Origin of the sequence: Chitinophaga alhagiae (genome assembly GCF_003568665.1) — a bacterium.
Taxonomy (GTDB): Bacteria; Bacteroidota; Bacteroidia; order Chitinophagales; family Chitinophagaceae; genus Chitinophaga; species Chitinophaga alhagiae.
Genome location: NZ_QXMH01000001.1, coordinates 1,818,889 through 1,839,345 on the forward strand (window position 1 = coordinate 1,818,889; position 20,457 = coordinate 1,839,345).

Here is a 20,457-nt window from a genome sequence, read left to right on the forward strand (position 1 = left end):
TTTTGCCGTTTCTTTTTCCTGGTTACGCAGCAGGCGCGGTTATCTTCTCCCCGGGGTGCATCAGCGCCTTCCGCACCCAGCGCCCATGTTCTTCCGCCCACTTGCGCACGTTCAGCCTTTCCTTGTTGCAGGGGCCGCCGCCGTTGATCACTTTTTTGAACAGCTCCCAGTCCGGATCCGAAAACTCCCACTTGCCGGTACTGTCATTTTTGCGCAGGGCCGGATCTGGCAGGCTGAGGCCCAGCTCCCATATTTTAGGCACGTACGTGTCCAGGAACTGGTTGCGCATTTCATCGTTGCTGGCCATTTTCACTTTCCATTGCATCAGTTTTTCACTGTGTACGGAACTCTTGTCTGGCGGGCCAAAGAAATGCATGATGGGCTGCCACCAGCGGTTGAGGGCATCCTGCAACATGGCGCGTTGCGCGGGCGTACCGGTGGCCAGTTCTATAAAAGCATCGTGCCCCTGTTTGAGGTGAAAGCTCTCCTCGTAACAAATGCGCTCCAGCGCGCGGCAATACGGGCCGTAAGACCCTTTGGCATTGGCCACCTGGTTCACAATGGCGGCGGCATCAATCAGAAAGCCGATCACCGTTACGTCTGCCCAGGTTTCTGCAGGGTAATTAAATACGTTGGAATATTTGGATTTGCCGCTGAGCAGGTCATTGATCATGGCTTCCCGGCTTTTGCCGAGCGTTTCCGCGGCGTTATATAAAAGTTGCCCGTGGCCTATCTCGTCCTGCACCTTGGCAATGAGCGCCAGTTTCCGCTTGAAGCCGGGCGCGCGCGTAATCCATGTGCCCTCCGGCAGGGCGCCAATGATCTCTGAATGAGCATGCTGTTCTATGAGGCGGATAAGCTGCCGCCTGTATTCGGAAGGCATCCAGTCTCCGGGCTCAATTTTCTCCCCCCGGGCTATGCGTGCTTCAAATGCAGCCAGTTTCTCCGGGTCGTCATGTAATTGCTCGTCCTTTAACTGCCGTTTATTGGGCTCGTCAAAAATGTATCCGCCGCCGTACATGGAACTGATTGTTTTGGTTACTGTAAATTACGGATTTTTGCGCTTCTGCCCAATTCCGGCCCCGGCCCGCCGATGCACTATTTCCGGGGAATTTCCGAACTTTATAATGGATGCTTTTCCCGCTTTTTTCACTGATGAGTTTGTGCCATACCGGCCCAGATACCACGCTTCGCCCAACAGCAGGGCAGGAAGTAGTGAAAGTGGTGTTTGTAGAAGACAGCCGGCCGGAAGATGAACGCTCGGACACGCTGTTTTACCACCAGCGCACCGTGGAGGCGAGAGATTACCGCGGGAAAGCCCGCCCGGGCAGTAAAAGTGAAGCCGTCAGCTTCACCAGTTTTGCCTTTGACGGTGGTACCCGCCGTTTCAGGGACACGTTGGAAATCAGGCTGGTACTGCAGGTGTTCTGGGTAAAAAGCGCCTCCTGGACGCGCACCATGCCGCCCAGCTACCACACGCTGGAGCATGAGCAGATCCATTTTGACATTACGCGGCTGGTGGCCGAGCGTTTCAGAAAAAAGATCGTCAGTTTGCCGCTGACCATGGAAGATCATGACAGCCGCATCCAGTACGAATACCTGGAGTCTTTCCGGGAAATGAACCGGCTGCAGGAGCAGTTTGACGATGAGGTACACAGCGGTCAGAACGCCGCCCGGCAGGCAGAATGGCGCAACCGCATCAGGCAGGCGCTGCTGGCCGAAGGCGTAAAGCCCGCCGGGTACGGCATATAATAATTTAAATATGAAACCGTTTTTAATATTATGGCTGCTACTGGCCTGTTGCGCGGCACAGGCACAGGAAAACAACAGATCGCTGTACATCATTAACGGCAAGGTGGCGGATTCCGCGGACATGGCCGGGTTGAAGATCAAAAAGATGGATGTGCTGCAGGGGGCCAGGGCGGCCGGTATCATGCATGCCGGCGGCAAACGGATCATACTGGTAACGCTGGAAGAGGAGCTGTTTGACGTACAGGGCATGGTAACGAACAACCAGGGCCAGCCGCTGCGCCGTGTCAAAATAAAGCCCGATGGCGGGCAGAAGGCCGTAAAAACAGACCGGCGGGGCCGCTTCCGGATAGCCGCGCTCAAAACCGGCTCCACCCTTACCGTTAGCCGCAAGGGCTACCGTCGGGAAACCAGGAATATTTTCAAGCGCCCTGATGGCGTAATAACCGTTACATTGCAAAAAGAATAATTACTCCCTAGCGGAAAAATATAGACTGACAGTATGAAAAAAAGTTCTGCCGCGCTCCGGTACCTGCTTTGCGCCGCCACAGGAGTGGCGCTCTTTTCCTGCAAAAAGAAAGACGCGCCATCTGATCCGGTTACGCCGGACAATAACCAGTATGTAAACGACTGGATCTACCAGAGCATGAAGTCTGATTATTTCTGGACAGACAAGCTCCCCGCCAGCCCTGACCGCAGCCAGGACCCCGAAACCTTTTTCTACGGCTTGCTGAACCGGCCGGATGACCGGTTCTCCTGGATCGTGCCGGATTACAGAACGCTGGTGTCTTCCCTCAACGGCGTAGTGAAGGAGGCGGGTTACAGCGTCACCCTGTTTTTGTTTGACCAGTCCAAGCTGGGCGCACAGATCCAGTATGTAAAACGGAGCTCCCCCGCGGAGGCCGCCGGGCTAAAACGGGGAGACGTGTTCTGGGCCATTAACGGCAAAGAGTACACCTACGCTTCCGGCGCGGATGTAGACGTGTTTCTCAGCGCGCTGGAGCAGAACCACACCCTGCGCATTTCCAAGATCATTCCCGGTGCGGACGGGCGGGACAGCTCTACCGCGCCCGGCAATCCTATACAGCTCACCGTGCAGGAATACGCGGAAAACCCCGTATACCTGGATTCCGTATACGAGATCAATGGCAAAAAAATAGGGTACTTCATGTACAACTTTTTTACGCCAGACAAAGGGGATTCTTCCCTGCTGTATGATAACCAGATGGACGCCGTGTTTGGCCGTTTCAAGGCCAAAGGCATTACAGACCTTGTGCTGGACCTGCGTTATAACCCCGGCGGAGACTCCCGTTCCATGCTTAACCTGGGCAGCAACATCATTAAAGGGTTCAGCCCCGGCAAGGTGTTTTACCGGCGGGAATACAACAAGGCCATTGAAGACGAGATCGTTAAAGACTATGGCGCTGATTTCCTTGTTGAAAAATTCACCCCAAAAAGCAACAACATCGGCAACCAGCTACAGCACTTTGTTGTGCTCACCAGCAGTACCACTGCTTCTGCCAGCGAGCTGCTGGTCAACGGCCTGCGGCCGTACATGCAGGTCTACCTGATCGGGGATACCACTTATGGCAAAAACGTAGGTTCATGGACCATCTATGCCCGCAATGACCGCCGCAACTCGTGGGGCCTGCAGCCTATTGTTACCAAGGCCTTCAACTCCGAAGGCAATTCAGACTACACCAACGGTTTTCCGCCCCAGCAGGTATTAAAAGAGGGTTTCCGGATGGGCGTGCTGGGAGATGTCAAAGAGCCGATGCTGTATGCGGCCCTCACGCATATTCTGGGCGTGGCGCCGGCGCGTATGGCGCAGGTACAGGCACCGGCACGCAGCACCTTGCGGAAAGTAGGCGCCTCCCAGCAGAGACGGGCTTATGCTAACCAGTTGATTGAACAGAAACCGGGGCAGTGAGTATATTGATAACATAGTAATAAAAAAAGCGGCCTGCGCCGCTTTTTTTATTCATTCATCGCTTTCACCACATCCAGTATGCTTTGCGCGGCCTGGTAAAAAAACCGCGGGTTGATGCGGCTGAACTCATCTGAAGGCTGATGATAATCCGGGTGGTCTTCCACGCCGAAATACAGGAATGGGATGTTGACCTTGTGAAACTCATAATGGTCACTCTGGCTGGTCCAGTTCTGGTGGCCGTCTGCCTCCCGGTCATGGCCCAGCGGCAGGCTGATGCCACTCCGGGCGGCGGCCGCCGTTACATATTTTTCCAGCTGCGGGTAATGGGCGGTACCGCATACGTACAGTTGGTCCTTGTCATTATGGCTTACCATGTCCATGTTCAGGTTGGCCACTATGCGGCCTAACGGAACAGGCGGCCGGGCAACAAAAGCCTTAGCGCCCTGCAGGCCCATTTCTTCCGCGTCAAAGGCGGCAAAAATGAGGTTGTATTTCGGGGAACGGGTTGCATAATATTTCGCAATGGCCAGCAATGCCGCCACGCCTGATGCATTATCGTCAGCGCCGTTATAGATACTGTCTCCCGCCGCATTGGGCTTGCCGGTGCCCACATGGTCATAGTGGGCGGAGATCACCATGAAACTGTCTACCTGCCCTTTCACATAGCCGTACAGGTTAGTACCCATAATACGCTGGCCGCCGCGGGTGAAATAAAAAGGTTGCTCAAATGTATTGCTGAATGTTTGCAGGGGGATCCGGGAAAAGCGGTCAAGCAGGTAAAACTGGGCCATGCGGTTACCGCGCGTACCGGTCTTACGGCCTTCCATCTTGTTTGCAGCAAGTGTTTCCACATCTTTCATCAGCTGCACGGAATCCAGCTGGGCAAATGCCGAAAGGGAGATAAGGCAGCTAATGCCGCAAAGCAGTTTTTTCATGCCGGGCTTTTCCCAAAAATAAGCATTCTGCTTTTAAGCGGCTATTTGAACAGCTGGTACACAATAAGGCTGCAGATGTAAGCCAGGGCCGTCATATACACAAACTGGATAACGGGGTACTTCCAGCTCTTGGTTTCCCTTTTTACAATGGCCAGCGTACTCATGCACTGCATGGCAAAGGCGTAAAAGATCATAAGGGAAAGGCCGGTGGCCAGATTATATACCGGCGTACCGTCTATGCGCGTGGCAGATTCCATTTTTTCGCGCAGGGTAGCGTCTGTTTCATCGGCCTCGCCCACACTGTACAAGGTGGCCATAGTACCCACAAACACTTCGCGCGCGGCAAAAGAGGTGATGAGGGCAATGCCTATTTTCCAGTCAAAGCCCAGCGGCTCTACTACCGGTTCAATAGCATGACCCAATATACCGGCGTAGGAAGCGCCGAGTTTTTCCGACTGGAACTGTTTGTCCAGCTCGGCCAGTTGTATGCTGTCTGTAGTTTGCGCCTGCAGCTGCTCGTATTTGGCGTGTACCGCTTCCATGGGGCGGGAGGGGCCGTAAGAGGCCAGGAACCAGAGTATGATGGAGATCACCATGATCACCTTGCCCGCGTCTGTCACAAAGATCTTCGCTTTTTCTATCATGGTGGTGCCCACGTTTTTCCAGCGCGGCGCGCGGTAAACGGGCAGCTCCATAATAAAGTAGCTTTTCTCCCTGATCTTTACGAACAGCTTCATTACTGCCGCCACCAGTACGGCCATGAAGAACCCCATCAGGTAGAGCCCCATCATCACCAGCCCCTGCAGGTTCAGGAAACCGAGCACATTCCTGTCTGGAATGACCAGGGCGATCATGATGGTGTAAATGGGCAGGCGGGCGGAGCAGCTCATGAGCGGAGTGATCATGATAGTGATCAGGCGCTCCTTCCTGTTCTCAATGTTACGCGCCGCCATAATGGCCGGTACGGCGCAGGCCACGCCGCTGATGAGGGGCATCACAGATTTTCCGTTGAGCCCCACCTGGCGCATGAGCCGGTCTGTCAGAAAACTGATGCGCGCCATGTAGCCGGTGTCTTCCAGCACGGTAATGAGGCCGAACAGTATCATGATCTGCGGAATGAACACGGCAATGCCGCCCAGGCCCGCAATGATGCCGTTAATGAAAATATCGCTGATCTTGTTATCAGGCAGTACTTCGGAGAGCCAGCCGCTGAAGGAGGCAAAGCCCCCGTCTATGAGGTCCATAGGGTAGGAGGCTATCCAGAAAATGCTCTGGAACAGCAGGAAGAGAACGGCCAGCAGAATGGCATACCCCCAAAAGCGGTGCAGCAGCACATTATCTATGCGCTCGGTTTGCAACTGTTTTTGCAGGGGGTCTGTTTCCACCACGGTGCCATGCATGATCTGTTTAATGCGGGCATACCGCTGCATGATCTCGTCTCCCTGCACCTTGGTTTTGTTAAACGCGTGCTGTTGCAATACGCCGCGGATGGCGGCCTGTTTCTCTTTCCCCAGAAAGTTCAGCTCGTCATGGTTCACGGCTACGTGCAGGGCGGCATAATCGCTGCTGACGGGGAAAAGGCGGTTAACATCGTCTACAACGGCGGGCGCCAGCGCATGGTTCTCGATAAAATCCCTGGCCGGCGCGCCAAATTTTTCCTGCGCAATCAGCTCTATGTTCTTTTTCAGTGCCGGAAGGCCCTTGTTCTTTCGGGGATTGATGGCCACCACTGGTACGCCCAGCTCCCGCTCCAGCCCGGCCAGATCTATTTCCACGCCTTTTTTCTTGGCCAGGTCCATCATGGTAAGGCCAATGATCACGGGCATTTTCAGGTCTATGATCTGGGAGCAGAAAAGCAGGTTGCGTTTGAGGTTGGAGGCATCGGCAATGATCAGCACCATGTCCGGCCGGTCTGCGCCGGTAGGGTTCAGGAGCACGTCATAGGTCACAAATTCGTCCGCACTTTTAGGATACAGGCTGTAGGTACCGGGCAGGTCAATGATATTGGCTTCCAGTTGGGGGGATATACGGGCGCTACCGGTTTTTTTATCTACCGTTACACCCGGAAAGTTGCTGACTTTCTGATTCAAACCCGTGAGTGCATTAAAAAGAGAGCTTTTACCACTGTTCGGATTGCCTACCAGTGCTATATTAATTGGTACCTTCATCCTTATCTGATCTCCTGAATTTTTGAATATGCAAAACTAGCAATAATAAGGGTACCGGAATGATCGGATCGGGAAAATTAAGTTACAACACGAAAAAGACCGCGGTGGAGACCGCGGCCTGGTAATACATTGAAACTAAACTTATTGTGACGATTTATTGCGCTATGTTGCTAAAGGTGCTTTCAAAGAGGAAAGAAGCCAGGCGCACGGCGGTAGTGCTGCCGCTCTGCTTTTTCTCTTTCTCGGAGCTGTCTTCTACCGGGGTGGTAGACGGCTGCTCCGGGCCTTTGTAACGGTAATGCTGGTGCAGTGAGTCTTGCTCCGATCTGGCTTTCTGCTCTTCCTGCGGCACCTTTCTTTCCCAGCCGTCTTCATTCATTTTCACATCGATCTGGTCATTATTGTCCCACTCGTTATCCCTGTCATCCCACCATTCGTTACGCCAGTTGCGCCTGAAGTGGAAGTGGTTCCGGGCCTCGCGGTCTACCACAATGCTCTTGCCAACGGGCACCAGCACGGTGATCTCGATGCGCTGGTTGCGGTAGAGGGAGTTACGGGGAATGGAGAACCCGGATGGAATGAGCAGCACGGAATCCCGTTGCTGGAGGTGGTATTCTATTTCGCGGGCCAGCATTTTAGCTTGCGCTACTGTTCTGCCGCGGGAGCTTTTTTCTATCCGCACGGCAAAGCTGTCTGTAGGGCTCCTCCTGACGTCCAGGCTGATATCGCCAATGATGGCCGTATCATCTACTACGCGCAGGTGACCGTCAAAAATGTTCAGGTCGTCCATTTCAAAGAGGTCTTCCGCCTTGCGGATCACCAGTTTGCCGGAAGTAGGCTGGGTGATCCGGAAGTCTTCATGCTCGGATATGCGGCCGGCACTGAAATCTCGGGTAACAGACACTGCCAGCCATACGCTGAAAATTACGCCCAGCAACCAGAGGAAGCCCAGGGTATACCCTGCGTATTTGTTGGTTTGGCGGATGCCCACCATTTTCCTGACCAGGAACATGATAAGCGCCAGGATGGGGATGCCGATCACCAGGGTGAGCGCGGGCCAGAACAGCATGCTTTGGGTACCGGCGTCAAAAACCAGGTCTTTGATCGGGAAAAGGGCCGCGGAAAAGATAGCGGCCACAATCAGGCCTACCACCGATATGAAAAGCAACACTACAGCAAGGAACACAAAAAAGCCTTTTGCAATGAATGCGATGGCATTGGCCAGTCCCCTGAAGAAGCTTTCTATCGCAGTTCCGGCGTCTTTACCGAACTGTTTCCCGCGGCCCTCTGAAAAATTTTTTACATCGTCTCCCATCCTTTCCATCCTGGAACGAAAGGAATTCATCTCTTCCTGAACAGTGGCTTTAATATTGTTCAGGTCTACACGCTCCCCCCGCATTTCCAGCTTTTCAGCAGCGGTGGAGGCTTCGGGTGTAGCAAACCAGAGAATGAAGTAGAGCAGGATGCCGCCGCCCCACAGGCCAATGGCCATGATGGCGAAAAGAATGCGGAACACTACGGGGTCTACGTTAAAATATGCGCCCAGGCCGCTACATACGCCACCGAGTACTTTATTGTCTCCATCCCGGTAAAAACGTTTGCGCGGGCGGATGTACCTGGCGTAGCTTTCAGCGCCGGCAGACTCGGTTTTGCCGCTGTTGGTGTTCAGGGGCTCGTCTTCAAACTGCTCCGGCGTGCCCATGGAAGTTTTGATGGCCAGCACGTCTTCGTCCGTGATGCAATGCGCGCCTTTGCGGATCTTGTCCTGGAAAACTTCGGCAATACGGCTCTCTATATCTCCTACGATCTCTTCTGCTCCTTCCTCCTGCGAGAAATACCGCTTCAGGCTGTCAAGGTACTGCCGCAGTATCTCGTAGGCGCTGTCCTCGATGGGGATCAGGCGACTGGACAGGTTTATGTTAATAATCTTTTTCATCTTCTAATACTGATTTAGGTTTTAGGTAACCGGATGGCTTTATTGGATGGTATTGTTTTGCTGCGTGAGCTGGTGTACGGCGTTGGCCAGTTCATTCCAGGTAGCTTCCAGGTCCAGGTAAAAGGCTTCTCCTTTTTCCGTCATGGAAAAATATTTGCGCGGGGGGCCAGAACTGCTTTCTACCCAGCGGTACGTGAGCAGCTCCGCGTTTTTAAGGCGTGTCAGCAGGGGATATAATGTCCCTTCCAGGATGTCCAGCTTTGCTTCTTTCATTTTTTCAATAATGTCTGAAGGGTAAGCCTCGCCTTGCTTGATGATAGAAAGGATGCAAAACTCCAGCACCCCCTTCCTCATCTGTGATTGCGTGTTATCTATGTTCATGGCAAGTGAGCTTTTAAAAAATCTTTTTGTAACGGCAGATGATCATTTTATCATCTTCACCACTCAAAGGTAGAGAAAATTTACTACTATGCAATACACAATACCAAACAATGCAAAATAACTTGCTTTGAATATTACTGCATATTTTAACTAATTGATTGATTGACATATTCTTGTGTGCTCTGGAGGGCTAAATGCCTGTTTTTTGAATTGTGATGAACGGTAACAGGGAGGGATGAGCACCAGAAACTGCTGTAACTGACAGGTTTATAATGCGATGTATAGCGATTTAACATTTTTTTGACGCACGGAAGTATGATTTTTTGATCCATGGGGTTACTTTTGCTTGAGAAAAAATTTGGATATTGTAGACCGGATGAAAAAGTTACTCAGTATATTCCTCATGAGCCTGATGTGTATCCAGGTACTTCCTATAAAGGAAGTAGGGAAACTGCTGTTTAATAATCAGATCGTGGAAGAGCACGTTGACGGATCTTCATCATCTTCGAAAGGCGCAAAGCTTTCCAATGGTGATATCAACTGCCACCGTTACTCCGATTACGAAACAGAAATGAATCCGGACCTGTTCCTGACCAACTTCTCTTATGGCTACCGGGAAGATATTCCGGCCAGTCCCATACAAGAAATACAGACCCCGCCTCCCAACAACCACCTTGGTTAATAACTGCTGCGCGGCTGCCCACGGTAGCTGACGCGTTCCCGACTTTTTTTATTCTACATCAGCATTACGCACTGGTTTCTGCTATTGTAGCGGATTTGCGCCATGCGGCATTCCTGGCAGGATGCGGCGGGTTGCGCTGGTCCCGGCACTTTGGCAACATGCATCATGACTGCTGCATTTCCTGTCCGTAATCATAAACCATCGTTCATTATGAACAAGCAAACTTCTATATTTTCAAATATTAAGGGAGACCTGTCTTCCGGCCTTGTAGTGTTCCTGATTGCCGTACCGTTATGTTTGGGTATTGCACTGGCTTCAGGCGCGCCGCTGTTTTCCGGGATGATTGCCGGTATTGTGGGTGGCATTGTAATAGGCGCGTTAAGCGGCTCGCAGTTGAGCGTGAGCGGCCCCGCCGCCGGTTTGACGGCCATTGTGCTGTCTGCCGTGATGTCTCTCGGCGCTTTTGAAACGTTCCTGCTGGCCGTAGTGCTGGCCGGCGCCATACAATTGGTGTTGGGGCTGGTAAGAGCCGGCTCTGTGGCCAACTACTTTCCGTCTAACGTTATTACGGGCATGCTCACGGCCATTGGCCTTATCATCATTCTCAAGCAAATACCGCACGCTTTCGGGTACGATGCTGATGCGGAAGGTGATTTTGCGTTTATCCAAACAGACGGCGAGAACACTTTCTCCGCGCTGTTGAGCACGCTGAACCACATTCACCTGGGGGCAGTTATTATCACCATCATTTCCATCCTCATTCTGTTGTACTGGGCCAAGATCCCCAAGCTGAAGGTGGTTCCGGCGCCGCTGGTGGCCGTATTGGTGGGTGTGGGGCTTAACCAGCTTTTTGTAGCCATGGGTTCTCCGCTGGGGCTGGCGCAAAGCCACCTGGTAACCCTGCCGGTAGCAGATTCTTTCGGGGATTTTATAGGCCAGTTCACCTTCCCTGACTTCAGCCAGCTGGCTAACGGCAACGTGTGGACGGTGGCCGCTACCATTGCCATTGTAGCATCTCTCGAAACACTGCTGAACCTGGAAGCAACAGACAAGCTGGACCCGCAGAAACGCTATTCGCCCCCGAACAAGGAGTTGAAGGCCCAGGGTATCGGTAACATGATCAGCGGCCTTATTGGCGGTATTCCCATCACGTCGGTAATTGTACGCTCTTCTGCCAATATTAACGCGGGCGGCCGCACCAAGCTCGCCGCCATTACGCACGGCCTGCTGCTGCTGGTATGCGCTGCGCTGATACCCGGCGTGCTGAACATGATACCGCTGGCCACCCTCGCGGCCGTACTGCTGGTTACCGGTTACAAGCTCTGTAAACCCACGGTATTCAAACAAATGTTTGCCAAAGGCAAATACCAGTGGGTACCCTTTGTGGTAACGGTAGCCGTTATCGTTTTCACGGACCTGCTGATTGGCGTAGGCGTAGGCCTGGCTACCAGCGTGCTGTTCATTATGTGGGGGAACCTGAAAAGCCCCTACTTCTTCCACCGGGAAAAATACCGTACGGGAGACCTCATCAAACTGGAACTGTCTCAGGAGGTATCTTTTCTGAACAAGGCCAACATCCTGCTTACGCTTGACCGCCTCCCGGAAAACACGACCGTAGTGATCGATGCCGGTAAAACGGTTTATATAGATCAGGATGTACTGGACATTATCCGTGAATTTTCCCAGATCAAAGCGCCGCAAAAAAATATAAAAGTTGTGCTCAGAGGATTCAAAGAAGCATACAAGATCAATAATACGGAGCATGTCTTTCTGGAATCGCAGGAAAAAGAAAAACCGGTAAGCGTTGTCAGCAACGGCACGCACAAGGACCTGCTGAAGGAACTGACTGTGAATTAAATCACCCACTAAACTGAAAGAAACATGAAAGCACATAACAAATATACCCAATCAAACCTTACTCCCGAAAGCGCCCTGGAGCTGCTGCGCGAAGGCAACGAACGATTTGTAGGCAACCTCCGGGCAGACCGCAATCTGCTGCAGCAGGTGAACGAGACCAGGACCGGCCAGTGGCCTTTTGCGGCCATTGTGAGCTGCATGGACTCCCGCACCTCCGCGGAACTTATTTTTGACCAGGGGTTGGGAGACATTTTCAGCATCCGCCTGGCCGGGGCCGTTATTTCAGACAACGTGCTGGGCAGCCTTGAATATGCCTGCAAGATAGCCGGCTCAAAGGCGATTGTGGTACTCAACCATACGCATTGCGGCGCCATCAAGGGCGCTTGTGACCATGTGGAGATGGGCAACCTCACCGGTTTGCTGGGCAAAATAAGGCCCGCTATCTTCCAGGAAAAAAGCATCAAAGAAAACCGCACCTCCTCCAACCAGGAGTTTCTGAAAGCGGTTACCTATATACACACCGAACGATCTGTACAAGCCATTATAGAACAAAGCATAATACTTGCTGAAATGATTGAGAAGGGAGAGGTAGGCATTATTGGTGCCGTGTATGATGTAGAAACGGGCACCGTTACGTTCCTTGAGCATACCAGGCGGACCGGACAGCCGCTTGCGGAAGCAGAGGCAAAATCAGCGTAAGATGCCTGTATAAATCAAAAACCGGAAGAGCAGTCACTTCCGGTTTTTTTTATGTTTACATGTATTTGTCTCCTTTGTGCCGCTTCACTTCTGCAACATATTCCTTGATCTGCTGCTCGTTCTCTTTTTTACAGATCAGCAGCACGTCCGTGGTGTCTACCACGATCATGTCATCTAACCCCTGCAGCAGCACCAGCTTGTCATTCGGTGCTTTCACCATGCATTTGGTAGCATCTATCACCATCACGTTCTTACCCTGCACGGCATTGCCAAGGTAGTCTTTCTCCAGGTTCTCGTAAGCACTGGCCCAGGTGCCCAGGTCGCTCCACCCGAAGTTGGCCGGTATTACATACACGTTATCCGCCTTTTCCATAATACCGTAGTCTATGGAGATGTTGGTACACTGGGAGTAGATCTTTTCTATCACATCTTTTTCCTGCGGGGTGTTCAGCGCCGCTTTTTCCAGCACAAACAGCTCGTCCATTTCAGGCAGGTAAGTGTTGAACGCTTTCAGGATGCTCTGCGTGTTCCACACAAAAATGCCCGCGTTCCAGAGAAAGTCCCCGCTTTTGAGGAACGTTTTTGCCAGCTCTAGGTTGGGCTTTTCCGTAAAGGTCTTTACCTGGTACACATTGTCTGCCACCTGCTGGGTCTCGAACTGGATGTAACCATAGCCAGTATCAGGCCGGGTAGGCTTGATGCCCAGGGTAAGCAGCGCATTGTTTTTCTGTGCAAACAGCAGCGCGTTCAGGCAGGTGCTGGTAAACGCGGTGGCATCCATGATAAGGTGGTCTGCCGGGGCGCATATCATGCTGGCCTTGGGATCTTTTTTGTGGATCTTGTGGGAAATATATGCCACACAGGGGGCCGTATTTTTACGGGACGGCTCGCTCACAATATTTTCCTGCGGGAGGTTAGGCAATTGTTTGGCCACTGTTCCGGCATACTGGTGGTGAGTTACCACGTAGATGTTCTTCTCCGGGATAAACTGTGTAAATCGTTCGTAAGTCCACTGCAACAGGGTCTTTCCTGTATTCAGAATGTCCAGGAACTGTTTCGGATAGTCCGTGCGGCTGTAGGGCCAGAAACGGCTACCGATACCTCCGGCCATGATGGCCACATAAAAATGATTGTTCAACGGTGTCATCGCTCAAATAATTCCTTCTCGGATTAAATCGTGTAAATGTATAATTCCATGATACTGATCATCTTTCATCACCAGTAGCTGCGTAATGTCGTATTCCCGCATAAGGTCCAGCGCATTCACCGCCAGTTCATCGTGCTGGATGGTTTTAGGGTTGCGGCTCATAATGTCTGCCGCTTTTACGCCTGAAGCGTCCATATTTTTTTCCAGCATTCTCCTGAGGTCGCCGTCGGTAATAATTCCTTCCAGGCCGCCGCTTTCATTCACCACACCGGTAACGCCCAGCATTTTGGAGGAAATTTCCACGATCACCTCCCGCAACGGGCTGCTCTTCAATACTTTCGGCACCTGGTGCAGGCGGCTCAGGTCTGCCACCTTCAGGTACAGCTTTTTGCCCAGCGTTCCTCCCGGGTGGAATTTGGCAAAATCCTCCGCGGTGAAGCCTCTGAGTTCCATCAGGCAAACCGCCAGGGCATCGCCCATGACCATCTGGGCCGTAGTGCTGGAAGTTGGGGCCAGGTTATTGGGGCAGGCCTCCTGGGTCACAAAGGTGTTCAGCACAAAATGTGCCGACTGCGCAAGGTAAGAGTCTGGCTTGCCTACAATGGCCACCAGCTTGTTGCCCAGGTTGTTTACCAGTGGCACCAGCACCTTTACCTCCGGAGATTCCCCGCTTTTGGAGATGCATATCACCACATCCTCTGCCGTGATCATCCCCAGGTCTCCGTGAATGGCGTCTGCAGCATGCATAAACAGCGCCGGCGTACCGGTAGAATTAAGGGTGGCCACAATTTTCTGGGCTACAATGGCGCTTTTGCCAATGCCGGTGAGCACCACCCTGCCGCGGCAGTGGGCAATCAATTCCACGGTTTGTTCAAAATCGTCATTGATAAATTGCTCCAAACTCCCAATAGCCGCAGATTCCAGCCTTACTGTGCGCTTCGCCGTTTCCCGGATGTTTACGGTAGTCTTCTCTTTCATTGCAGTAACCACAAATTTATCATTTTTTAAATAAGCAGGGCCGCCATATAATTTATATTGACACAAACTAGTTTTTTAAGTAATTTCGTGTCCCCCAAAAAAACATGTTGAAAATTTTTCATCTATCGATTCTGTTTTACGCTCTAGAATTACATTCGTTAAATTAATTATGTGATGGCTGTTGCAAAGGTAAGTTTGTTGGATGCATTACACGAACACTTTGGCTTTGATTCCTTTAAAGGGAACCAGGAGAAGATCATTAAAAGCATACTTTCCGGAAAAGATACATTCGTGATCATGCCTACCGGGGGTGGTAAATCTTTATGTTACCAGCTGCCCGCACTGATGAGCCCTGGCGTGGCGCTCATTGTAAGCCCGCTGATTGCCCTGATGAAAAACCAGGTAGACCTGGTACGCTCTTACAGCAGCAAAGACAATGTGGCGCATTTCCTTAACTCCACGCTCACCAAGGCGCAAATCAAAAAGGTGCGCACAGACCTGCTGTCTGGCAAGACCAAAATGCTGTACGTAGCGCCGGAAACACTCACCAAACAGGAAAATATAGACTTTTTCAAGGAGCTGAACATCTCCTTTATTGCCGTAGACGAGGCCCACTGCATCTCTGAATGGGGGCACGATTTCCGGCCGGAATACCGCCGCCTCAAGGAAATGATAGACATGATCAGCAGCAAGCTGCCTGTTATAGCCCTTACGGCCACCGCCACACCCAAGGTACAGAGCGATATTGTGAAGAACCTTGAGCTGCGCAGCCCGGAGATCTTCATGTCTTCCTTCAACCGCCCCAACCTGTACTACGAGATCAGGCCCAAGCGCAAAAAGGAACAGACCATCCGGGAAATTGTCAAATTCATTCACCTGCACAAAGGCAAAAGCGGCATCATTTATACGCTGAACCGTAAAACCACGGAAGAGCTGGCAGATATGCTGGTAGCCAACGGCATCAAGGCGGTGGCTTACCACGCCGGCCTCGACCCCGGCACCCGCGCGCAACGGCAAGACATGTTCCTGCTGGAAGAGGTGGAGGTCATAGTGGCCACCATTGCTTTTGGCATGGGCATAGACAAGCCTGACGTGCGGTTCGTTATACATTACAACATTCCCAAAAGCCTGGAAAACTACTACCAGGAAACCGGCCGCGCCGGGCGAGATGGGCTGGAGGGCATTTGCGTATGCTTTTATTCCTACCAGGATGTACAGAAGCTGGAGCACCTGATGCGGGACAAACCGCTTTCCGAGCGTGAAATGGGGGCACAGCTCATTAACGAAACCGTAGCTTACGCAGAAAGCGCCGTTTGCCGCCGGAAAGTAATACTGCACTACTTTGGCGAAAAGTACGGGGAGGAAAACTGCGGCAAATGCGATAACTGCCGAAACCCGAAGGAGAAAATAGAGGTGAAGAACCGCGTGGTGATCGTACTGAAAGCCATACAGCGGCTGGAAGAACGGTTTGGCACAGAGTACGTGGTGAGCATCATTACAGGTAAAGTAAACCCGCAGATCACCACTTTCCGGCACGACAAGCTGGATGTATTCGGGGAGGGGAAAGAGTTTGACGCCCATTTCTGGAACTCCCTCATCCGGCAAATGATGCTGGAAGGGCTGTTGGAAAAGGACATTGAAGAATACGGTTTGCTCAAGATCACGGAAAAAGGCCGCAAATTCATCAAAAAACCCTACTCCATTTACGTTGCGCTCAACCACCAGTTTGACGAAGAAGGTGGAGGAGAGGAGGAAGATGGCGCCGGCGGCGAAGTGCAGCCCTCCGCGGACCCCGTGCTGTTCGAGATGCTGAAAGACCTTCGCAAAAAGGTATCCAAAGAAAAGAACCTGCCGCCTTTCGTTATTTTCCTGGAAACCTCCCTGGAGGATATGGCCACACAATACCCCACCACCGTGCAGGAGCTGGAAAAAATACAGGGTGTGAGCAAAGGCAAGGCCATCCGCTACGGCAAGAAGTTTATGGATGTTATTGCAGCCTACGTAGAGGAAAACAACATCATCAAACCGGATGATTTTGTGATGAAAAGCGTGGTAAACAAAAGCGGGCTGAAAGTGTTCATCATCCAGAACATAGACAAAAAAATGCCGCTGGAAACCATTGCCAAGAACAAGGAACTGAGCATTCCCGAGCTGCTGGACGAAATGGAGACCATTGTAGCCAGCGGCACCCGCCTCAACCTGGATTATTGCATTGACGAAGAACTGGACGATTACGCCCAGGACGAGATCATCGAATATTTCAAAGGCTGCGAAACCTCCAGCCTGCAGATAGCCAAAGACGAGCTCACGGAAGGCAACTATACCATTGAGCAATTAAAGCTGATGCGGATCAAGTTCCTGGTAGAGTACGGGAATTGATGCCGCGCGCCAGAACCGGCCCTGCAAGAAATTCTTGCTCAAACTTTTTGTTTTTTAAAAGATTGTCTTACTTTTGCAGTCCCCTTACGAAAAAGGGGTACCTGGTGCGGTAGCTCAGTTGGTAGAGCAAAGGACTGAAAATCCTTGTGTCGCCGGTTCGATCCCGGCCCACACCACAAAAAAGCCTTCGGTTTCCGGGGGCTTTTTTTATGCGCTTTACTGGTATATGTGTATGACGATTTTAAAGGCGATAAACCGGGGGTGCCAAGCCGATAACAAGGCGACAAGAAGCCGATAAGCCCGGGGTGCCAAGCCGACAACAAGGCGATAAGAAGCCGATAAGAAGATGGCCGCCCCTTTCTATGTAAAATTTAAACCATCATTATAGTTATGATCCTCAACGTCCTATAATACCGTTCTGCTTTATTACGCCTTCCCCAATTTCTCAACCTGATCCGGATTTTTCTCTTTTTTTTCCGTCGCTTTTCATAATTTTCGGCGTTCATCCCTACAACCAATATGCCACCAAGCACTGTTAATACCTACAACACCGCCAGGCACCTATACCTGCTGCACCGCCGGTTAAAGAAACAACGGCATTATATTAAACAACGGCTGCCGCCGCTGCTGCAGACCTTACACGCCAACGAAAGCAACGAAAGTTTTCCCCCTTCCAGCATCAGGCGGTTTTCCAAATACTGGGAGTTAAGCCTGAATGTTGTTTGTGACAGCCTGTACCTGTTGATGAATAAACAACTGAGCCAGGAAGAGCATGAACGCATTTTGCTGCTCAGTATTTTTGGGCTGTTGTATGACGATCTGTTCGATGAAAAGATCCTGCCGCTTCACCAGTTGGAAGCGTTCACGCTGGAGCCGGAAAAGCACCGCCCCGCCAGCTTCACCGAGCATGCCGTGAAACAATTGTACCTGCGCATCCTCACCCTGTCTCCCTGCCGCAACCGCGTCATAGCGCACCTGCACCAGGTTTTCAACTGGCAGAAAGCTTCACTGAAACAAATGTCTGCCCAGGTAGGCGAGGAAGAATTGTACGAGATCACTTATAAAAAAAGCTACTATTCCATTCTGCTCTGTTATTCCACGCTCAACTATTACCCGCCTGAAAATGTGCGGGCCATGCTGTACCCCATGGCCGGGCTGCTGCAGCTCACCAACGATGCTTTTGATGTGTACAGAGATCTTGGCAGCGGCATTTACACAGTGCCCAATCGTTACTTGGATTTTGACAAGATCATGCAAAAATTCCTTGAAGATGTAGCCCTGTTCAATACCTCCCTTGCCGCGCTTCCCTTTCAGCAACCCGCCAAAAACAAATACAGCATTACCATTCATGCATTGCATGCCATGGGATGGATGGCCTTAAAACAGTTAAAGGAAAATGCCCGCGGCGTGCAATGCCCTGAAGAGCTGGCCGCCCTTGGCCGCAAGGCGCTGGTATGTGATATGGACAGTTTTTCACAGAAGGCGCGGTGGGTGCGGCAGGTAAAACAACTGGTAAATTACCAGTAAGCCGCATGGAAAGGGCAACGCTCTAACCATTTCTCAAACTGCTGGCCTGTACGTCAAGGATGGTGGAAAGCTGCACCACCTGGTTGTCTGTTGCAATACCATCTATTTGTGCAATCAGCAATTCCGCCGCCTGCCTGCCTATCTCGAAAGTTGGCTGGCGGATAGTGGTAAGGGCAGGGGAGAACAGCTCACTGGCCGGGTTATCCGAGAAACCGGCCAACGCTACCTCTTCGGGTATGCGGAGCCCCAGTTTCTTCAACACCTGCAAGCTCATGATAGCCAGCCGTTCCATGGAAAAAAAGAGCGCGTCCGGCTGATCGGCGCCGCTGGTAAAAAGCTGCTCAATAGGGGCTTCCGTTTCGCAGCTTTGCACAATCCATTCTTCCCGGACCGGGATATTGTACTGCTCCAGCGCATCGCGGTAGCCCTGCAGGCGTTTTTGAGAGGTGGAAAGCCATGGCGCCATAGAGAGAATGGCTATTTTGCGGCAGCCCCGCTCCAGCAGGTGCTCCACCCCCCTGAAGGCGCCTTCGTGGTCGTTTACCACCACCCGGGGGCCGCCCAGCCCCTCGTACACCCTGTCAAACATCACTACGGGGGTATCCATTTCTTCCAGGTGGTCAAACCGCCGGGTATTATTGGCCAGCGAAATGATCAGCCCGTCTATCCGGCGGGAGGCAAGCAGCCGTACATTGGCCACCTCCCGCTCATATTCCTCATGGCTCTGGAATATCATCACATGGTAACCCTTGCGGTAGGCGTAATCCTCAATGCCGGCTATGGTGGCGGCGCAGAAGTTATTGGCTATTTCCGGTACCACCACGCCTATGATCTTGCTGCGTTTTTCTTTCAGGGAAAGGGCGATGGGGTTGGGGGTGTAGTGCAGGTCTGCCGCCACCTGCTGCACCAGCAGCCGCGTGGCCGGGTTAATGTCATGGCTGCCCCGCAGCGCCCGAGATACGGTTGAGGGCGCCATCTTGAGCTGCTGCGCAATGTCTTTGATGGTTGTGGCGTTTTTCCTGGTCACCGGATGATGATTTGTTAATTTTTCCCGCTATTAAATGTAATATATTTAATGCAAACGATTCCGGTATCGTTGTAACAAACTGCCTTTTCCGCACCCCAAGCCGGTACTGTTGCTTTGCATGCCGTTGTTGATTACTTTTAAACATCTGCAGATGACATTATTTAATTCCACATTCATTCTAATTTAATTTATGATGAGCACCTGTTTTGCCAGATCAATTATGTTTTTTTTGCTGTTCCTGGGGGTTGCCGGTTTTTCGGCCTGCAGTACCACGGGAAAAATGGATACCGGGAAAGTTAACTGGAAAAAAACCCGCGTGCTCGTGTACACCAAAAACGGGAAAGGCTATGTGCATGACAATATTCCTTTTGCCTCGGCCGCCTTTCAGAAGATGGGCCAGGAGCATGGGTTTGCTGTTGACGTTTCTGACAATCCCGCAGTTTTTACGGATGATAACCTGAAAAAATATGATGCCCTGGTGTTTACCAGCACCAACAACGACGTGTTTGACACGGATGCGCAAAAAGTAGCGTTCATGCGCTACATCCAGTCCGGCGGCGGCTTTATGGGGGTACACTCCGCCATTGGCACCGAACGGAAATGGACCTGGTTTAAAATGATGCTGGGCGGTACCTTCTCCTGGCATGCCCGTTTTCAGCCGTTCAAAGTAGTGGTGATAGACCCGGGCCACCCCTCCATGCAGGGCGTGCCCAAAGAGTGGATGCGGGAAGACGAATGCTATTTCAGCAAAGAAATGTATCCCGGTATCAAAACCCTGATTGCCCACGATGTGAGCAGCCTGAAGGTAAGGCCGCATGATTCCGTGCTGGTCAAAAATGTAGGTTCCTTCGGCAATAACTATCCCGCCGTATGGTACCAGCATTTTGACGGGGGGCACGTATGGTACACCACCTTTGGCCACGACAAAAAAGACTACCAGGAGCCTACCTACCTGCACCACCTCTACCAGGGCCTGCATTGGGTAGTGAGCCAGACGCATCACCGGGACCTTTCCCGCGCTTATGCCACCAGCCCAAACACCCCGGTACGTTACTAGAATAA

The 20,457-nt window shown here is 51.8% G+C and carries 17 protein-coding genes and 1 tRNA gene; 10 read left to right on the forward strand and 8 right to left on the reverse strand.

Annotated features, from left to right (window positions below):
- Positions 1-22: 22 nt before the first annotated feature.
- Complete coding sequence (gene paaA / locus D3A97_RS07365; protein WP_119077734.1) at positions 23-1,021, reverse strand: 1,2-phenylacetyl-CoA epoxidase subunit PaaA; 999 nt, start codon at positions 1,019-1,021, stop codon at positions 23-25.
- A gap of 110 nt (positions 1,022-1,131) precedes the next feature.
- Here paaA and D3A97_RS07370 point away from each other — a divergent pair, with 110 nt between their 5' ends.
- From D3A97_RS07370 to D3A97_RS07380, 3 genes are read left to right on the forward strand one after another with little or no spacing between them, the layout of a single operon-like run.
- Positions 1,132-1,752, forward strand: a complete 621-nt coding sequence (locus tag D3A97_RS07370; protein ID WP_119077735.1) for a hypothetical protein — start codon at positions 1,132-1,134, stop codon at positions 1,750-1,752.
- Between the two features lie 10 nt (positions 1,753-1,762).
- On the forward strand, positions 1,763-2,218 hold the full coding sequence (locus D3A97_RS07375) for a carboxypeptidase-like regulatory domain-containing protein (protein ID WP_119077736.1): 456 nt from the start codon (positions 1,763-1,765) through the stop codon (positions 2,216-2,218).
- A 33-nt stretch (positions 2,219-2,251) separates the two neighbouring features.
- Positions 2,252-3,679 carry a S41 family peptidase gene (locus D3A97_RS07380; RefSeq protein ID WP_119077737.1) on the forward strand — a complete coding sequence of 476 codons (1,428 nt, stop codon included), beginning with the start codon at positions 2,252-2,254 and terminating at the stop codon, positions 3,677-3,679.
- A 47-nt stretch (positions 3,680-3,726) separates the two neighbouring features.
- Here D3A97_RS07380 and D3A97_RS07385 read toward each other — a convergent pair whose 3' ends face one another.
- The 4 genes from D3A97_RS07385 to D3A97_RS07400 form a co-directional block, all read right to left on the reverse strand.
- Positions 3,727-4,614: a M28 family peptidase gene (locus D3A97_RS07385; RefSeq protein WP_119077738.1), complete on the reverse strand. Its 888-nt coding sequence runs from the start codon at positions 4,612-4,614 to the stop codon at positions 3,727-3,729.
- 41 nt (positions 4,615-4,655) lie between these two features.
- Positions 4,656-6,782, reverse strand: coding sequence for a ferrous iron transport protein B (gene feoB / locus D3A97_RS07390; protein WP_119077739.1), 2,127 nt, complete (start codon positions 6,780-6,782; stop codon positions 4,656-4,658).
- A 154-nt stretch (positions 6,783-6,936) separates the two neighbouring features.
- Positions 6,937-8,718: a PspC domain-containing protein gene (locus D3A97_RS07395; RefSeq protein ID WP_119077740.1), complete on the reverse strand. Its 1,782-nt coding sequence runs from the start codon at positions 8,716-8,718 to the stop codon at positions 6,937-6,939.
- A gap of 39 nt (positions 8,719-8,757) precedes the next feature.
- Positions 8,758-9,099 (reverse strand): PadR family transcriptional regulator, encoded by a 342-nt coding sequence (locus tag D3A97_RS07400; RefSeq protein WP_119077741.1) that lies wholly within the window; start codon positions 9,097-9,099, stop codon positions 8,758-8,760.
- Between the two features lie 376 nt (positions 9,100-9,475).
- Here D3A97_RS07400 and D3A97_RS07405 point away from each other — a divergent pair, with 376 nt between their 5' ends.
- The 3 genes from D3A97_RS07405 to D3A97_RS07415 all read left to right on the forward strand — a co-directional run bounded on the left by D3A97_RS07405 (position 9,476) and on the right by D3A97_RS07415 (position 12,337).
- Positions 9,476-9,781: a hypothetical protein gene (locus tag D3A97_RS07405; protein ID WP_157986400.1), complete on the forward strand. Its 306-nt coding sequence runs from the start codon at positions 9,476-9,478 to the stop codon at positions 9,779-9,781.
- A gap of 210 nt (positions 9,782-9,991) precedes the next feature.
- Positions 9,992-11,638: a SulP family inorganic anion transporter gene (locus D3A97_RS07410; protein WP_119077743.1), complete on the forward strand. Its 1,647-nt coding sequence runs from the start codon at positions 9,992-9,994 to the stop codon at positions 11,636-11,638.
- Between the two features lie 24 nt (positions 11,639-11,662).
- A complete protein-coding gene (locus D3A97_RS07415; RefSeq protein WP_119077744.1) occupies positions 11,663-12,337 on the forward strand; it encodes a carbonic anhydrase in 675 nt (224 codons plus the stop codon).
- Positions 12,338-12,392: 55 nt separating this feature from the next.
- On the opposite strand, the gene D3A97_RS07420 is transcribed toward D3A97_RS07415, so the two are convergent.
- Both D3A97_RS07420 and D3A97_RS07425 read right to left on the reverse strand, forming a co-directional pair.
- Entirely contained in the window at positions 12,393-13,484 is a 1,092-nt protein-coding gene (locus tag D3A97_RS07420) for a mannose-1-phosphate guanylyltransferase (RefSeq protein WP_119077745.1), read from the reverse strand.
- Between the two features lie 3 nt (positions 13,485-13,487).
- Positions 13,488-14,462 carry a KpsF/GutQ family sugar-phosphate isomerase gene (locus tag D3A97_RS07425; RefSeq protein ID WP_119077746.1) on the reverse strand — a complete coding sequence of 325 codons (975 nt, stop codon included), beginning with the start codon at positions 14,460-14,462 and terminating at the stop codon, positions 13,488-13,490.
- Positions 14,463-14,660: 198 nt separating this feature from the next.
- Between D3A97_RS07425 and recQ the strand changes: the two genes are divergently transcribed.
- The 3 genes from recQ (at position 14,661) to D3A97_RS07440 (ending at position 18,368) form a co-directional block, all read left to right on the forward strand.
- A complete protein-coding gene (recQ, locus tag D3A97_RS07430) occupies positions 14,661-16,841 on the forward strand; it encodes a DNA helicase RecQ (protein WP_232825877.1) in 2,181 nt (726 codons plus the stop codon).
- 103 nt (positions 16,842-16,944) lie between these two features.
- Positions 16,945-17,017, forward strand: a tRNA-Phe gene (locus D3A97_RS07435).
- Positions 17,018-17,360: 343 nt separating this feature from the next.
- Positions 17,361-18,368 (forward strand): hypothetical protein, encoded by a 1,008-nt coding sequence (locus D3A97_RS07440; RefSeq protein WP_119077748.1) that lies wholly within the window; start codon positions 17,361-17,363, stop codon positions 18,366-18,368.
- A 22-nt stretch (positions 18,369-18,390) separates the two neighbouring features.
- Here D3A97_RS07440 and D3A97_RS07445 read toward each other — a convergent pair whose 3' ends face one another.
- Positions 18,391-19,395, reverse strand: a complete 1,005-nt coding sequence (locus tag D3A97_RS07445; protein WP_119077749.1) for a LacI family DNA-binding transcriptional regulator — start codon at positions 19,393-19,395, stop codon at positions 18,391-18,393.
- A gap of 280 nt (positions 19,396-19,675) precedes the next feature.
- Here D3A97_RS07445 and D3A97_RS07450 point away from each other — a divergent pair, with 280 nt between their 5' ends.
- A complete protein-coding gene (locus D3A97_RS07450) occupies positions 19,676-20,452 on the forward strand; it encodes a ThuA domain-containing protein (protein WP_119078475.1) in 777 nt (258 codons plus the stop codon).
- Positions 20,453-20,457 lie beyond the last annotated feature (5 nt).

Excerpts from the sequence above, each read along its gene's own strand:
- paaA (WP_119077734.1), bottom strand. The coding sequence starts at position 1,021 with ATGTACGGCGGCGGATACATTTTTGACGAGCCCAATAAACGGCAGTTA.
- D3A97_RS07370 (WP_119077735.1), top strand. The coding sequence starts at position 1,132 with ATGCTTTTCCCGCTTTTTTCACTGATGAGTTTGTGCCATACCGGCCCA.
- D3A97_RS07375 (WP_119077736.1), top strand. The coding sequence starts at position 1,763 with ATGAAACCGTTTTTAATATTATGGCTGCTACTGGCCTGTTGCGCGGCA.
- D3A97_RS07380 (WP_119077737.1), top strand. The coding sequence starts at position 2,252 with ATGAAAAAAAGTTCTGCCGCGCTCCGGTACCTGCTTTGCGCCGCCACA.
- D3A97_RS07385 (WP_119077738.1), bottom strand. The coding sequence starts at position 4,614 with ATGAAAAAACTGCTTTGCGGCATTAGCTGCCTTATCTCCCTTTCGGCA.
- feoB (WP_119077739.1), bottom strand. The coding sequence starts at position 6,782 with ATGAAGGTACCAATTAATATAGCACTGGTAGGCAATCCGAACAGTGGT.
- D3A97_RS07395 (WP_119077740.1), bottom strand. The coding sequence starts at position 8,718 with ATGAAAAAGATTATTAACATAAACCTGTCCAGTCGCCTGATCCCCATC.
- D3A97_RS07400 (WP_119077741.1), bottom strand. The coding sequence starts at position 9,099 with ATGAACATAGATAACACGCAATCACAGATGAGGAAGGGGGTGCTGGAG.
- D3A97_RS07405 (WP_157986400.1), top strand. The coding sequence starts at position 9,476 with ATGAAAAAGTTACTCAGTATATTCCTCATGAGCCTGATGTGTATCCAG.
- D3A97_RS07410 (WP_119077743.1), top strand. The coding sequence starts at position 9,992 with ATGAACAAGCAAACTTCTATATTTTCAAATATTAAGGGAGACCTGTCT.
- D3A97_RS07415 (WP_119077744.1), top strand. The coding sequence starts at position 11,663 with ATGAAAGCACATAACAAATATACCCAATCAAACCTTACTCCCGAAAGC.
- D3A97_RS07420 (WP_119077745.1), bottom strand. The coding sequence starts at position 13,484 with ATGACACCGTTGAACAATCATTTTTATGTGGCCATCATGGCCGGAGGT.
- D3A97_RS07425 (WP_119077746.1), bottom strand. The coding sequence starts at position 14,462 with ATGAAAGAGAAGACTACCGTAAACATCCGGGAAACGGCGAAGCGCACA.
- D3A97_RS07440 (WP_119077748.1), top strand. The coding sequence starts at position 17,361 with ATGCCACCAAGCACTGTTAATACCTACAACACCGCCAGGCACCTATAC.
- D3A97_RS07450 (WP_119078475.1), top strand. The coding sequence starts at position 19,676 with ATGGATACCGGGAAAGTTAACTGGAAAAAAACCCGCGTGCTCGTGTAC.